14 protein-coding genes are annotated in these 13,401 nt (G+C 43.7%); 10 read left to right on the forward strand and 4 right to left on the reverse strand.

Translation table 11 applies throughout. The features are described from left to right. Positions 1–254 precede the first annotated feature (254 nt). Positions 255–809, forward strand: coding sequence for a protoglobin domain-containing protein (locus H150_RS0109600; RefSeq protein WP_019958848.1), 555 nt, complete (start codon positions 255–257; stop codon positions 807–809). 58 nt (positions 810–867) lie between these two features. Here H150_RS0109600 and metW read toward each other — a convergent pair whose 3' ends face one another. Both metW and metX read right to left on the reverse strand, forming a co-directional pair. Then, on the reverse strand, positions 868–1,452 hold the full coding sequence (gene metW, locus H150_RS0109605; protein WP_019958849.1) for a methionine biosynthesis protein MetW: 585 nt from the start codon (positions 1,450–1,452) through the stop codon (positions 868–870). Next, positions 1,452–2,591, reverse strand: coding sequence for a homoserine O-succinyltransferase MetX (metX, locus tag H150_RS0109610; protein ID WP_026353624.1), 1,140 nt, complete (start codon positions 2,589–2,591; stop codon positions 1,452–1,454). The genes metW and metX overlap by 1 nt, the downstream gene beginning before the upstream one ends. Before the next feature lie 269 nt (positions 2,592–2,860). On the opposite strand from metX, the gene H150_RS0109620 reads away from it, so the two are divergent. The 8 genes from H150_RS0109620 (at position 2,861) to H150_RS0109655 (ending at position 11,218) form a co-directional block, all read left to right on the forward strand. After that, positions 2,861–3,622 (forward strand): glycosyltransferase family 2 protein, encoded by a 762-nt coding sequence (locus tag H150_RS0109620; protein ID WP_019958852.1) that lies wholly within the window; start codon positions 2,861–2,863, stop codon positions 3,620–3,622. A 379-nt stretch (positions 3,623–4,001) separates the two neighbouring features. Next, complete coding sequence (leuC, locus tag H150_RS0109625) at positions 4,002–5,414, forward strand: 3-isopropylmalate dehydratase large subunit (RefSeq protein WP_019958853.1); 1,413 nt, start codon at positions 4,002–4,004, stop codon at positions 5,412–5,414. A gap of 294 nt (positions 5,415–5,708) precedes the next feature. Next, positions 5,709–5,849: an entericidin A/B family lipoprotein gene (locus H150_RS0109630; RefSeq protein ID WP_019958854.1), complete on the forward strand. Its 141-nt coding sequence runs from the start codon at positions 5,709–5,711 to the stop codon at positions 5,847–5,849. Positions 5,850–5,924: 75 nt separating this feature from the next. After that, complete coding sequence (gene leuD / locus H150_RS0109635) at positions 5,925–6,566, forward strand: 3-isopropylmalate dehydratase small subunit (protein WP_019958855.1); 642 nt, start codon at positions 5,925–5,927, stop codon at positions 6,564–6,566. An 87-nt stretch (positions 6,567–6,653) separates the two neighbouring features. Then, entirely contained in the window at positions 6,654–7,733 is a 1,080-nt protein-coding gene (gene leuB, locus H150_RS0109640) for a 3-isopropylmalate dehydrogenase (protein ID WP_026353625.1), read from the forward strand. Further along, the gene (locus H150_RS14195) at positions 7,733–9,049 is read left to right on the forward strand and encodes a paraquat-inducible protein A (protein ID WP_081619575.1); all 1,317 of its coding nucleotides are present in this window, start codon (positions 7,733–7,735) and stop codon (positions 9,047–9,049) included. Before leuB ends, H150_RS14195 begins: the two co-directional genes overlap by 1 nt. Then, entirely contained in the window at positions 9,030–10,682 is a 1,653-nt protein-coding gene (locus tag H150_RS0109650) for a PqiB family protein (protein ID WP_019958858.1), read from the forward strand. The genes H150_RS14195 and H150_RS0109650 overlap by 20 nt, the downstream gene beginning before the upstream one ends. Beyond that, positions 10,679–11,218, forward strand: a complete 540-nt coding sequence (locus tag H150_RS0109655) for a PqiC family protein (RefSeq protein ID WP_019958859.1) — start codon at positions 10,679–10,681, stop codon at positions 11,216–11,218. Before H150_RS0109650 ends, H150_RS0109655 begins: the two co-directional genes overlap by 4 nt. Before the next feature lie 109 nt (positions 11,219–11,327). Here the strand turns inward: H150_RS0109655 and H150_RS0109660 are convergent, their stop codons facing one another. Together H150_RS0109660 and H150_RS0109665 are read right to left on the reverse strand one after the other, a co-directional pair. Further along, positions 11,328–11,579: an NGO1151 family protein gene (locus H150_RS0109660; protein WP_019958860.1), complete on the reverse strand. Its 252-nt coding sequence runs from the start codon at positions 11,577–11,579 to the stop codon at positions 11,328–11,330. A gap of 9 nt (positions 11,580–11,588) precedes the next feature. Then, a complete protein-coding gene (locus H150_RS0109665) occupies positions 11,589–12,053 on the reverse strand; it encodes a GNAT family N-acetyltransferase (RefSeq protein WP_019958861.1) in 465 nt (154 codons plus the stop codon). Between the two features lie 282 nt (positions 12,054–12,335). On the opposite strand from H150_RS0109665, the gene H150_RS0109670 reads away from it, so the two are divergent. Continuing rightward, complete coding sequence (locus H150_RS0109670) at positions 12,336–13,232, forward strand: EamA family transporter (protein WP_019958862.1); 897 nt, start codon at positions 12,336–12,338, stop codon at positions 13,230–13,232. Positions 13,233–13,401: the final 169 nt, after the last annotated feature.

The raw sequence follows: 13,401 nt of genomic DNA on the forward strand, positions 1-13,401 counted from the left end.
TACACACTCATTTGTATTATTTACCTGTTATATCTCGCCATACCATACCTTTATTCTAAAGTTTGTATTAAAATAACCGACTTCGAAAATGAAAACTTCTCTCTTTACACCCACATTTGCACGCTAAACATCTAACATATTCCTTCTAAAATGGCTTTCCCATGGCAACACAGGCCCTTCTACAAGAAATCAATTAAATAAATGCAAAGAAAAGAGCTTTCCTCACTCATCTAATGATTACTTTGGAAAAATAAATGAGCTTCAATATTACAACAACTGACGATGCAGATTTAGCAGAATTTTTAAGCCACAACGGTTTTAGCCAAATCGATGCTGACTGTTTGCAAACTTTATTCCCATTGGTTAGCCCTGCATTACCTGCAATGACCGAAGCGTTCTATGAACGCATTTTAAATTCAGATGCCATGCGCCCTTTTGTAGAAGGCAAAGTCGATTCTTTAAAACAAACTCACTTGCGCTGGATGGGCATGTTGTTCAGTGGTCCATTTGATGATCAATTTGTCAAAATTCACGAACACATTGGCGAGGTACACTTAAAGCAAAAAATTCCACCTTTATTTGTGGCAGCAAGTATGGCTTTTTTGCGTGCAGAAATGCCAAAATTGTTAACCCCTGACTTATTGGCCAAAACCTCTTACCAATACGCAGATTGCACTGCATCATTATTGCGTTTGATTGACTTGTGCCAATTTTTGGTAGATCGCACCTACTACCGTTCTTTAATGGATTTGCTAGGCATTTCACCAAAATTATTCTTGCGTCTGATGACCACATCTAAGACCCAATAAAAAAACCATAAAACCACCTAATACGGTGGTTTTATGGTTTTTTTGAAACTATTTGCTGCTAACCCACACGGTAAAAAGCCAAACTGCCTAACAAATTGGGCATAAATTCAATACGCTGACCGCCTGTCATCACAGCACGCTCTAATACCGACAAGCCTGTTTTGGCACACAGCGCATCAAAATCCGCCAATGTACACCAATGAATATTAGGCGTGTTATACCATTCATACGGCATAGATTCAGACACAGGCATGCGTCCTTGTGCAATTTGCACACGGTTGCGCCAATAACCAAAATTGGGAAACGTCACAATCGCTTGGCGGGCAACACGCTTCATTTCATACAAAATATGCTCGGTATTTTTCATCGCCTGAATCGTTTGTGACAATACCACCACGTCAAAACTGTGGTCGGTAAAAGCACTGCGCAGACCTTGTTCCAAATCGACTTGGATCACGTTCACGCCCTTATTCATCGCCGCAATCACGCTGTCCGTATCCAATTCAACACCATAACCTTGACAACCTTTGTCTTGTACCAAAGCCGCCAATAATTGCCCATCACCACAACCCAAATCCAATACTTTGGAGCCAGGTACAATCCAGTCATATACCAAACGCAAATCCTCACGCAATTGCTGCATCAGGCCACCTCTTTCGCTACTTTATCCAAATAAGCATACATACCACGCATATACGCCTCATCTTCCATCAAAAACGCATCATGACCATGATGAGACTGTACTTCCAAATATTGCACCGATTTTTCTGCCGCAATCAAAGCCCGCACAATCTCATGCGAACGCTCAGGGCTAAAACGCCAATCAGTACTAAAAGATGCCACAAAACATTGGGCTTGAATGCGTTGGAAAGCGTCCTGTAAACAATCTTGGTAATCACTGGCAGGATCGAAATAATCCAAAGCCTTGGTCATCAACAAATACGTATTGGCATCGAAGATTTCAGCGAATTTATCCCCTTGATAGCGCAAATAAGATTCCACTTCAAAATTGACATCGTAATTGAATTGATAATCACCATGACGCAATTGTCGACCAAACTTATGACCTAAGCCATCCTCAGATAAATATGTGATGTGACCCATCATGCGCGCAATGCGCAAGCCTCGACGTGGCAAAGTCTCATATTCAGAGTAATGTCCTGCATGAAAATCAGGATCGGTCAAAATCGCTTGGCGTGCCACATCGTTAAATGCGATGTTTTGCGTTGACAATTTTGGTGCAGAAGCAATGATGATGGCGTGGCGCACACGCTCAGGCAAATCAATCGCCCATTGCATGGTTTGCATGCCGCCCAAACTGCCGCCGACTATCGCTGCCCATTGCTCAATACCAAAATAATCCGCCAAACGCGCTTGCGAATGAACCCAATCTTTGACCGTCACCATGGGGAAATCCGCCCCATAAGGTTTACCAGTGACAGGATTGATGCTCAACGGTCCGCTGCTGCCATGGCAACCACCCAAATTGTTCAAGCCCACCACAAAAAAACGCTCGGTATCAATCGGCTTACCCGGACCGACCATATTGTCCCACCAACCACTGTGTTTGTCGTTTTCATGGTGCTTGCCAGCGACATGATGATGTCCCGACAAAGCATGGCAAATCAATATGGCATTGCTTTTTGCCGCATTCAGTTGCCCATATGTTTCTACCATCAACTCAAAGCGCGGCAACACTTGCCCATTTTGCAAAGGCAATGCCTCTTCAAACGCAATCAATTGCGGCTTTACCAAACCTACACTACCTGATTTTTTATTCATCGTTTCAACACACCAAAAGCCATGTCGCAAAATGCCCATTATAGCGATTTTATTCCCATTGGGCAGATGCCAACAGTTCCAATTGGCACAAAAATCCTTCTTAATGCGGTTTAAAGCTGCCGCTATTGCCATGACAGCCATTCAAAGCCCCACCCATTAGCCCTCACTTTCGTTTTGACCCATGCCCCAGCCTGTAAGATAATGAGAGCCTGTCTTGGCACCAAGCTTACAGCTGGCCATACCATTCTGACTTATCCATTGAGAACACCATGTCCCGTATCAGCGTTTTAATCCTCGCCAAAAATGAAGCTCACAACATCCGTGAATGCATAGACAGTTGCAGCTTTGCCGATGAAGTCATCATCATTGACGACTCCAGCACCGATGACACCCGCGCCATTGCTGAAAGCTTGGGTGCACGCGTGATTGAACGCAATATGAATGGTGATTGGGGCGGTCAACAAACGTTTGCCATCTCACAAGCCTCACACGAATGGATTTTTTTCATTGATGCCGATGAGCGTTGCACACCATCATTGTGTACCGAAATTCGCCAAGTGGTACAAAGCGGTGAACAATATGGTTATTGGATCAAGCGCATCAACCATTTCCAACACAAACTGGTGCAATACGGTCCGTTAAGCCCAGATTGGGTCTGCCGCTTGATGCCTACTAAAGGCAGTTATGTCGAAGGTTTTGTCCATCCTAAAATTGTGCACCAACACACAGACAAAAAATTGAGCCAAACCATGTTGCATTACACCTATGAAACGTGGGAGCAATATTTGCGTAAAATGAACCAATATTCGACTTTGGCTGCCGAGAAAAATTACCAAGAAGGCAAACGTTGCAACGTATTGCTCGATGTGGTGTTGCGCCCTGCTTTTGCTTTTTTCAAAATGTATGTGTTGAAAAAAGGCTTTTTAGACGGTGCTATCGGCTATATGTTGTCTAAAAATTATGCCAATTACACCATGAACAAATACGTCAAACTCAAATATTTGCAAGACCAAGCTAGCCAAAACCGTTAATCTGGCTAATCTATATAAGTATCATTCAAGCACAACATTTGTCCAAGCGTCCTGTAAGTTTACAGGACGCTTTTTAATGCCTCTTATCCACGCTTAGAATCATTGTATTAATAAATAGGATTTAATGATTAGAAAATATCCATATTGTGATATTTATACAAATAAACCACCCAATTTAATTGTACATTAGCAAGTATCCATCTTTGTTATTTTTATACAATTTGTCTAAAAATAACAATTTGTCTAAAAAGTTCCGTCAAATAATGAAATAATTCACATTATCTTGGACAAATTCTTGCCAAATTTCGTCCAAACGCCTAATATACAGCCTCGAAACAACATCATAACAATTCCAGCCAACCCAAACCGGATGCACCGAATGAGCGCTTTTACCTTATACGATAAATTATGGAACAGCCACATTGTCGAACAAGCCGATGATGGTACTGTTTTGCTTTATATTGACCGCCATTTGGTCCATGAAGTGACCAGCCCACAAGCCTTCGAAGGCTTGAAGCTGAACGAACGTCCTTTATGGCGCCAAGACAGCATAGTCAGCACTGCCGATCACAACACCCCAACTGACCATTGGGATGAAGGCATTAAAGACCCCATCTCTAAATTGCAAGTAGACACTTTGGATGCCAACATCAAAGAATTTGGCGCATTGGCTTATTTTCCATTTAAAGACAAAGGTCAAGGCATTGTGCATGTGATGGGTCCTGAACAAGGCGCAACCTTGCCTGGGATGACTGTGGTGTGTGGCGACTCACACACTTCAACACACGGTGCCTTTGGTGCTTTGGCACATGGTATTGGCACATCAGAAGTGGAACATGTCATGGCGACCCAATGTATTACCGCCAAAAAATCCAAATCTATGTTGATTGAAGTCAACGGTGAATTGGCGCAAGGCGTGACCGCCAAAGACGTGGCTTTGTACATCATTGGTCAAATTGGCACTGCAGGAGGCACAGGCTACGCCATCGAGTTCGGTGGCAGCGCCATTCGCTCTTTGTCCATGGAAGGTCGCATGACGCTGTGCAATATGGCCATTGAAGGCGGTGCACGCTCAGGCTTGGTGGCCGTTGACCAAACCACAATGGATTATGTTCAAGGTCGCCCATTTGCACCCAAAGCAGAACAATGGGAACAAGCGGTTGCATACTGGAAAACTTTGGTGTCTGACGAAGGTGCAGAATTTGATTCGGTCTTCCATTTTGATGCCGCTGACATTCAGCCACAAGTGACTTGGGGCACATCGCCTGAAATGGTATTGGCTGTCGATGGCATTGTCCCTAATCCTGAAGACGAAACCGATGCTGTCAAACGCGAAAGCATCACTCGCGCTTTACAATACATGGGTTTAGAAGCTGGCACGGCATTGACCGACATTCCTGTGGACATCGTATTCATTGGTTCTTGTACCAATAGCCGTATTGAAGACTTGCGTGAAGCTGCAAGCGTTGCCAAAGGCCATCAAAAAGCCGACAACGTTTCTCGTGTATTGATTGTCCCAGGTTCTGGCTTGGTGAAAGAACAAGCCGAACAAGAAGGCTTGGACAAAATCTTCATCGAAGCGGGTTTTGAATGGCGTGAACCGGGCTGCTCTATGTGTTTGGCAATGAATGCCGACCGCTTAGAAGCAGGTCAACGCTGTGCATCGACTTCAAACCGCAATTTTGAAGGTCGTCAAGGCAATGGTGGTCGCACCCATTTGGTAAGCCCAGCGATGGCAGCAGCAGCAGCCATCAAAGGTCACTTTGTAGACGTGCGCCAATTATTGGCTTAAATATTAAAACAGCAGGAACCATTTGCCACCGCCCCATCTCTGATTCCTCGTTAAAATGCTTTATTTATTTTGTATAAAGCATTGAAACCTAGTGTATGTTAACCAAACACTCACTTTTAAAAGAATCGGAAAATTGAAACATGTGAAAATTACAATTGGATTTTCACATGTAGGTGACAATCGTTCTGTTAGCAAATTTATTTGCAAAAGGTGCGAATCAGGACATTAAAGCCAGCGGTTAACCGCTCAATTATCCCTTTTCACGTTGATTTAAATAGATTAGAGGACAATATCATGAAACATTTGGCTTTGATTGCTTGTGCAGCTATTGTATTTTTAGCTGGGTGTAACACTGTAAAAGGTATCGGTCGCGACATTTCCGGTGGTGGTCAAGCTGTCTCAGGTGCAGCCAAATCTGTCCATCCGAATATGTAACGACCAAATTGATTGCGGTGTTTCGGGCGGTTTCAGGCCGCCTCTTGCTTGCCCGGCTTTTATTGGAAAATAAACATGAAAGCCTTTACTACATTGACCGCATTGGTCGCGCCTCTCGACCGTGCCAACGTTGACACCGATGCCATCATTCCCAAACAATTCTTAAAATCCATCCAACGCTCAGGCTTTGGTCCTAATTGTTTTGATGAATGGCGCTATCTTGACCATGGCGAACCGGGTATGGACAATACAGGCCGCCCATTGAATCCTGATTTCTCATTGAACCAAACCCGTTATCAAGGTGCCAATATTTTGTTAACACGCAAAAACTTTGGCTGCGGCTCTAGCCGTGAACACGCACCTTGGGCTTTGGACGACTACGGCTTTCGCGCGGTGATTGCACCATCGTTTGCCGACATTTTCTTCAACAACTGCTACAAAAATGGCTTATTGCCCATTGTTTTGTCAGAAGAAATCGTCGAACAATTGTTCCAAGAAGTGGAACAAAACGAAGCTTATCAATTGACCGTCGATTTGACAGCACAAACCGTGACCAGCCCTAGCGGCGCAGTCTATTGTTTTGACATCACCGACCATCGCAAACATTGCTTGCTCAATGGCTTGGATGAAATTGGCTTGACTTTGGCGCACGCTGACAATATCAAAGCATTTGAAAGCCAACACCGCGCTGCACAACCGTGGCTTTTCCACAATTAAATAATCAATTAAAATATCCAGACCCTTACAGGACGGCCATTAAGCGTCCTGTAAACTTTATTCATTGTGTTTCAAGGTTCAAACATCATGACTCAAACCATCGCAGTTTTACCCGGTGACGGCATCGGCCCAGAAATCATTGCACAAGCGGTACGTGTCTTAGAAGTTTTCCAACAAAAAGGTTGGGACATTCAGTTTCAATACGCACCTTTAGGCGGTGCAGCTTACGATGAATATGGTGTACCTTATCCAGAATTCACGCAAAACATTTGCCGCCAAGCCGACGCCGTATTGCTAGGTGCGGTAGGTGGTCCACAATATGACAATCTTGACCGCCCTTTGCGTCCTGAACGTGGTTTGTTGGCCATTCGCAAAGATTTGAATTTGTTTGCCAATTTGCGCCCTGCTATTTTATATCCAGAATTGGCGAATGCTTCGACTTTGAAACCAGAAGTGGTGGCGGGTTTGGACATTTTGATTGTGCGTGAACTCACTGGTGATATTTATTTTGCCGAGCCACGCGGTATCAGCCAATTGGCAGATGGCACGCGCGAAGGCGTGAACACCATGCGTTACCATGAATCTGAAATTCGCCGTATCGGTCATATTGCGTTTCAAGCAGCACAAAAACGCAACAAAAAATTGTGTTCTGTAGACAAAGCCAATGTTTTGGAAACCACAGAATTGTGGAAACAAATCATGAACGAAATTGCAGCCGACTATCCTGACGTTGAATTGAGCCATATGTATGTGGACAATGCGGCAATGCAATTGGTCAAAGCACCCAAACAATTTGATGTGATGGTTACAGGCAACATTTTTGGTGATATCTTGTCTGATGAAGCGTCTATGTTGACAGGCTCTATTGGCATGTTACCATCGGCCTCTTTAAACGAAACAGGCAAAGGTTTGTACGAGCCATCACACGGTTCCGCACCTGATATTGCTGGTCAAAACAAAGCCAACCCATTGGCAACGATTTTGTCAGCGGCGATGATGTTGCGTTACTCGTTCAATCAAGATGGCTTTGCTAATGCAATTGAACAAGCCGTACAAAGCGTCCTGAAACAAGGTTTGCGCACTGGCGACATTTACGAAGATGGCTGCCAATTGGTTAGCTGTTCAGAAATGGGCGATGCAGTGGTGGCAGCTTTACAAAGCATCTGATGATTAAATTTTCTGTCTTCAAGAGGTGGTGGTCACAAAAACGCCACCTCAGCATGGCAAGCTTGCCAACGCACACCACTCAATGCCCTTGCTGTGGCCTTGAGTCGGTGGTGCCTCAAATGTCTCAAGGTGAGTCAGCCAATTGCCCGCAATGCGGGCAATTATTGGTTAAAATCAACCGCAATCCTTATACCGCGCCCTTGGCTTTTGTCAGTGCGGCATGGATTTTAATGCTTTTGGTCGGCAGCCAAGTGTATTTAAACATGGACATGATAGGCGTGTCCGAGCATCTGTCTGTCATCGATATTTTCCAAAACCTCAAACACCATGAATATGGATTTTTAGCCACTGTCATGTTGCTGCTGGTATTTTTCACGCCCGTTTTATTCATGTCCATGTATATGTACGTGCACATTGCCCTATACCGCCAACACTATCTGCCAGGAACCAATCTTTGCGCGCGTCATATGATACGTTTGCGACCATGGTTAATGGTCGATGTATTTTTTGTCGCGACCTTAGTTGCCTTAGTCAAAATTGCTGCTGTCAGCGATTTTACAGTGGGTCCTGCCTTTGGCTTTGTATTTGTCTATGCTTTGTTTCTCATTCACATGGGCATCAATATCCATCCTCATTGGCTGTTTTACCAATTGTCACAATTACAACCTGATGCCCAACCTTTGTGCATCAGTCAACACAAACCCAATACTTTGTATTGCACCCGCTGCTTGCACGCTCAAAATCATACTGACAACGAATGCGATGTCTGCGGCGCATTTTTATACCACCGCATTCCCAATAGTATTCAAAAATCTTTGGCCTTGCTGATTACCGCCATGATTTTGTTCATTCCTGCCAATACATTCATCATGATGTCTACTGACAGTTTGCTCAGCAGCGCACAAAGTAATATCTTTGATGGTGTCTTGATTTTGTGGAAAGAAAAAGACCATTTGGTCGCTGTCATTGTGTTTATTGCCAGCATTTTGATTCCAGTGGTCAAAATTTTGATGTTGATGATTTTATTGTACAGTGCCCGCTTTCAGCTTTTATTGCCACCCAAAGTTTTGAACAAAATGTACCACTTTGTCGAATTCATCGGCAGATGGTCTATGATAGATATCTTTGTCATCATTTTGTTGATGGCGGTTTACCGTACGAACATTGCCTCTGTCACCCCTGGTATGGCATCAGTCTATTTTACCTTGGTCATTTTTGCTACTATGTTGTCTGCCGAGGTATTGGATTTGCGTTTAATCTGGGATCGATACCACCAACAACAACGAGCCAAAAAACATGCAAGCCACCGACCCTGATACCTCAACACCGCCACCATCTGAGCCTCCTGTAGCTCAGGTGAGCAAAAGCCGCGCTTTATCAATTATTTGGTTGGTACCTATTGCCACATTGATTGTCGCCATCGTCTTGCTCGTTAGCTATTTGCGTAACAATGGTACAGAAGTCACTTTGCATATGCCCAGTGCAGATGGCGTAGAAATCAATAAAACGCCCATCAAAATTTTAAATGTCGAAGTCGGTAAAGTGATTGATGTGCGTTTGAACGATGCTGGCGATGGTGTGTTATTGACCGCTAAAATCAATGGCAATATGCAACACCAATTGCGCTCAGATTCTCTATTTTGGATTGTTAAACCAGAGTTTGACCAACGTGGCATTCGTGGCTTAGGAACCTTGGTTTCTGGTGCGTACATAGGCTTTAAACCAGGTAATGCGGCAGAAATCAAAAATGAGTTCATCATCAGCGATGATCCTCCTAGCGCTGATTTAGGTGAAGGTTTGCATCTAAAATTGAGCAGCACGCGCGCCAAAATGTTGCCTAACGGCGCGCCTGTATTTTATGAAGATTTACAAGTAGGCCAAATTACCCAATCAACGTTTGATACCAAAAATCAGCATGTCCATTATGATATTTTCATTCAAAAAAGCCACCAAGATTTGGTGGGCGATCATGTCAAATTTTGGATTAAATCAGGGGTAAACATCCAAACCAACAGCCAAGGCATACAAATTGATGCGGCCCCTATTGGCTCTATTTTGAGCGGCGCTATTGCCTTCACTCAGCCACTGAGCACTGGTAAAGGTGCTTCAGTCAAAGATGGTCATACCTTTACGTTACACAGCAATATCAGTGATGTGATGGAACCTGCTTCCCCCCGAGCCTTTTATTTGGTCGCTTTTTTTGACCAAAGCATGCGCGGTGTGAGCGCAGGTGCCACAGTGGAATACAAAGGTTTACCCATTGGCGTGATTGAAAAAACCCCGTTTTTTCACAACAATGACCAATTAAATCTACTGGAAAACCGCTATATTCCCGTTCAATTGCGCATTGAACCAAGCGCCATAGAAATGGGCGCCAATCCGATAGAAACCAAACAATGGCAGCAAAAATTTGACCAAGCCATTCGCCAAGGATTGTACGCTACCATCATCAGCAACAATATCGTCACAGGCAATATGTCGATTGAATTAACCGATGAGTTGTCTGCCGATCCAAGTTTGAAACCACAAGACCGTTATGCAGGACTAAGCGTCATTCCTACGCGTGCAGTGGGCTTGAATGCCACAGTGAAAAACTTGAACCGCTTACTGGTCAAATTCAACCATTTGCCATTAGAACAAACAGTGGGTCAATTGAATCAAAATTTAGCCGAATTGCAAAAAACCTTGGGTTCAGTCAACCAATTGCTCAACAACCCCAATACCCAAAGCATCCCCAAAGAACTGAATCAAACTTTGAAGCAATTGCGTGGTACTTTAGAAGGGGTCTCGCCTGACTCACCAGCGTATCGTGATGTCCAAAACACATTACAAAGTTTGGATCGAACCTTGCAAAAATCCAATCCATTATTGAAAAAACTGGGTGAGAAACCAAACTCTTTCATTTTTGACAGCAAATCTGCCGATCCTATTCCGAAAGGACAACCATGAAACTCTGGTTCATCACCGCGTGTTTGGCATTGGCTGTGGGTGCTTGTGCCAGTGCGCCGACCACTCAGTATTACCGTCTGTCCGATACGGCTTACCGCTTGCCAGCCACCCAAAAATCCAATGTGGTTTTGCGGGTGGTGGTAGCTGAACCATTAAAAGGTCAAAATTTGCTCTACCAAACCGATGCACACACGCTGCATTTTGCCAAACAACACTTATGGGCAGAACCTTTAGATATTGCCATACGCAACCAATTGGCCAATGCACTCAACCAACAAAATCGTCCCGTTCGCTTTGTGCCACCAAGTTTGCAAAACAACGACACGCCCGAGTTAACCGTTTACATTGAGCAGTTTCATGGTCGCTTTGATGGGCAGACCCAAATAGAAGGTTACAGTGTCTTCAAACACCAAGGCAAAACCACAGCAGGCTCCAATTTCAGTGTTTTGACGGCGCAACAAGGCGATGGTTATGCTGCCATGATTGACTCATTAAGCACAGGCTTGCAACAAGTGGCCACTCAAATTGCACCTTAAAACTTAATACTCATTATTTAAAGATTTAAAGCGTCCTGTAAATATTTACAGGACGCTTTAAATGAACCATGCACAGCATCATCATGCCATGCCAATCTGTGATTTTTACTTATTCTTTTTCATGGAAAAAGTCATAAGTAACATCATGGAACACATCCGCATAAGGATGGTCATGGTAATTGAGCTCACCCGATGCATTTTCAAATGCAATTTGGATAGATTCCACCACGTCACCTGCCAAATCTTGCGGTAAGCCTTTCAAAATCCCTTTCAAAGCCGTACTCAAGACACGGTTTTCCATGCGCAAGATTTCGATTTGCTCTTCCATATATTCTAAGCGCTGTGTTATTTCATGTGACATTTGATTTTCCTATTTCGATGTACCATTCCAACGCATTTTAACGTGTTTGACACCACCATCGTCAAATACATCGCCAAAAGTTTCAAAACCAAATGCCTCATACCATGTTTGCAAATGAATTTGTGCCGACAAATGCACAGGTAAATTGGGAAATTGACGCTTGGCTGTATCCAAAGCCACTTGTAACAACTCGCTGCCCATGCCTTGTGAACGCAATGCTTCGACCAAAGCGATTCTGCCAATTTGCACGTATTCCATGCTCAAGTGTGGCGGCACAATCCGCGTATAGCCAACGAGCTTCGGTCCGTCATACAACATGATGTGCGTGGCATCCAAATCATCGTTGTCAGCATCCAAATACAGGCTTTGCTGCTCCAACATGAACACACGTTGGCGCAATTGCAAAATTTGGTGCAATTGGTATAAATTCAAAGCGATAAAAGGTTCTATGATTAACTCATATTGATTCAACATACACAAACTCCTTCAAACAATGCCCTTAACCTTAATACCATTTGAACGCTTCGTCTAATCAATCCGCACTATCACCATGTTGCGACAAACCACACAGACGCTCGATTTTTATCTGTTCTAACATTCTGACACCTATGCCTTAGCAGGCTCGTGTTATATTCAATCTTCATGAATATTATCTAAAACATACTCAATATACCTTGTATCGACACTTTTAAAAGGCAAGGCTATTTTATTAACACATTGTTTTTATAAGCAAGGCTAAGACACATCATGACAAACATGAGCACACAAGACAAAATCGGCGCTTTATTGGTGGTGGTTTTATGGGGTTTGAATTTTTATTTCATCTATCTAGGCTTACAGGACGCATCGCCTTTATTATTAGGCTGTTTGCGCTTTATCTTTGTCAGCTTTCCCGCAATTTTCTTCATCAAAAAACCCAATATTCCATGGCGTTGGCTCATCACTTATGGTTTGTTAATCAGTTTTGCGCAGTTTACCTTCTTGTTTTGGGCCATAGCCGCAGGCTTACCCACAGGCTTGGCAGCGATTGTCTTGCAATCACAAGCTTTCTTTACCATTATCATTGCTGCCATTATGATGGGCGAAAACGTCAAAGCTTATCAAATCATCGCCATGGTCGTTGCCGCACTGGGCTTGGGTTTGATTGCTTATGGTCAATATCAAGGGCAATTGCCCGTCCTTGCAGTATTTTTAGTGGTTATAGGCGCATTCGCTTGGGCATGTGGCAATATTACGGTCAAACATATTGGCAGTTTAAAACGCTCGGTCAATCCTTTGGCACTGGTCGTTTGGGGCAATTTGATTTGCCCATTGCCATTTTTCATCGGGGCGGTCGCAATAGATGGCTGGGAACAAGTACACGCTCAATTGACCCAATGGAGCGTGAACCGTGTCATTGCTTTGGCGTATTTAAGCTGGGTTGCCAGCATTATTGGCTACGGCTTATGGGGCAAACTCATGAGCAAATACGATGCAGCCAGCATTGCACCATTGTCTTTGTTTGTCCCTGCGGTGGCTTTGGTCGTGGCTTTTTTGGTATTAAACGAGCCTTTGAATCGTTGGCACAGCATTGGTATTGCGGTTTTAGCAGTTGGTTTGTGCATTCATTTGCTTTTACCCAGCTGGATTCAATCTCAAAAAACCAAAATGTGAAGATTTTTTCATTCTAAAATGGGCTGTTTTGACCACACAGTCCATTTTTAACACCCAATTTATACCTGCACAATCACCGTAAAAATCACAAATTCACCCCATTTTTGCATTTCAGGACGCTTAAAAATGCTTTTTTTGCCTGTTTTTTAAAATTTTTTAGACATGAGAC

Origin of the sequence: Vitreoscilla stercoraria DSM 513 (assembly GCF_000382305.1) — a bacterium.
Lineage (GTDB): Bacteria > Pseudomonadota > Gammaproteobacteria > Burkholderiales > Neisseriaceae > Vitreoscilla > Vitreoscilla stercoraria.

Excerpts from the sequence above, each read along its gene's own strand:
- H150_RS0109600 (WP_019958848.1), top strand. The coding sequence starts at position 255 with ATGAGCTTCAATATTACAACAACTGACGATGCAGATTTAGCAGAATTT.
- metW (WP_019958849.1), bottom strand. The coding sequence starts at position 1,452 with ATGCAGCAATTGCGTGAGGATTTGCGTTTGGTATATGACTGGATTGTA.
- metX (WP_026353624.1), bottom strand. The coding sequence starts at position 2,591 with ATGAATAAAAAATCAGGTAGTGTAGGTTTGGTAAAGCCGCAATTGATT.
- H150_RS0109620 (WP_019958852.1), top strand. The coding sequence starts at position 2,861 with ATGTCCCGTATCAGCGTTTTAATCCTCGCCAAAAATGAAGCTCACAAC.
- leuC (WP_019958853.1), top strand. The coding sequence starts at position 4,002 with ATGAGCGCTTTTACCTTATACGATAAATTATGGAACAGCCACATTGTC.
- H150_RS0109630 (WP_019958854.1), top strand. The coding sequence starts at position 5,709 with ATGAAACATTTGGCTTTGATTGCTTGTGCAGCTATTGTATTTTTAGCT.
- leuD (WP_019958855.1), top strand. The coding sequence starts at position 5,925 with ATGAAAGCCTTTACTACATTGACCGCATTGGTCGCGCCTCTCGACCGT.
- leuB (WP_026353625.1), top strand. The coding sequence starts at position 6,654 with ATGACTCAAACCATCGCAGTTTTACCCGGTGACGGCATCGGCCCAGAA.
- H150_RS14195 (WP_081619575.1), top strand. The coding sequence starts at position 7,733 with ATGATTAAATTTTCTGTCTTCAAGAGGTGGTGGTCACAAAAACGCCAC.
- H150_RS0109650 (WP_019958858.1), top strand. The coding sequence starts at position 9,030 with ATGCAAGCCACCGACCCTGATACCTCAACACCGCCACCATCTGAGCCT.
- H150_RS0109655 (WP_019958859.1), top strand. The coding sequence starts at position 10,679 with ATGAAACTCTGGTTCATCACCGCGTGTTTGGCATTGGCTGTGGGTGCT.
- H150_RS0109660 (WP_019958860.1), bottom strand. The coding sequence starts at position 11,579 with ATGTCACATGAAATAACACAGCGCTTAGAATATATGGAAGAGCAAATC.
- H150_RS0109665 (WP_019958861.1), bottom strand. The coding sequence starts at position 12,053 with ATGTTGAATCAATATGAGTTAATCATAGAACCTTTTATCGCTTTGAAT.
- H150_RS0109670 (WP_019958862.1), top strand. The coding sequence starts at position 12,336 with ATGAGCACACAAGACAAAATCGGCGCTTTATTGGTGGTGGTTTTATGG.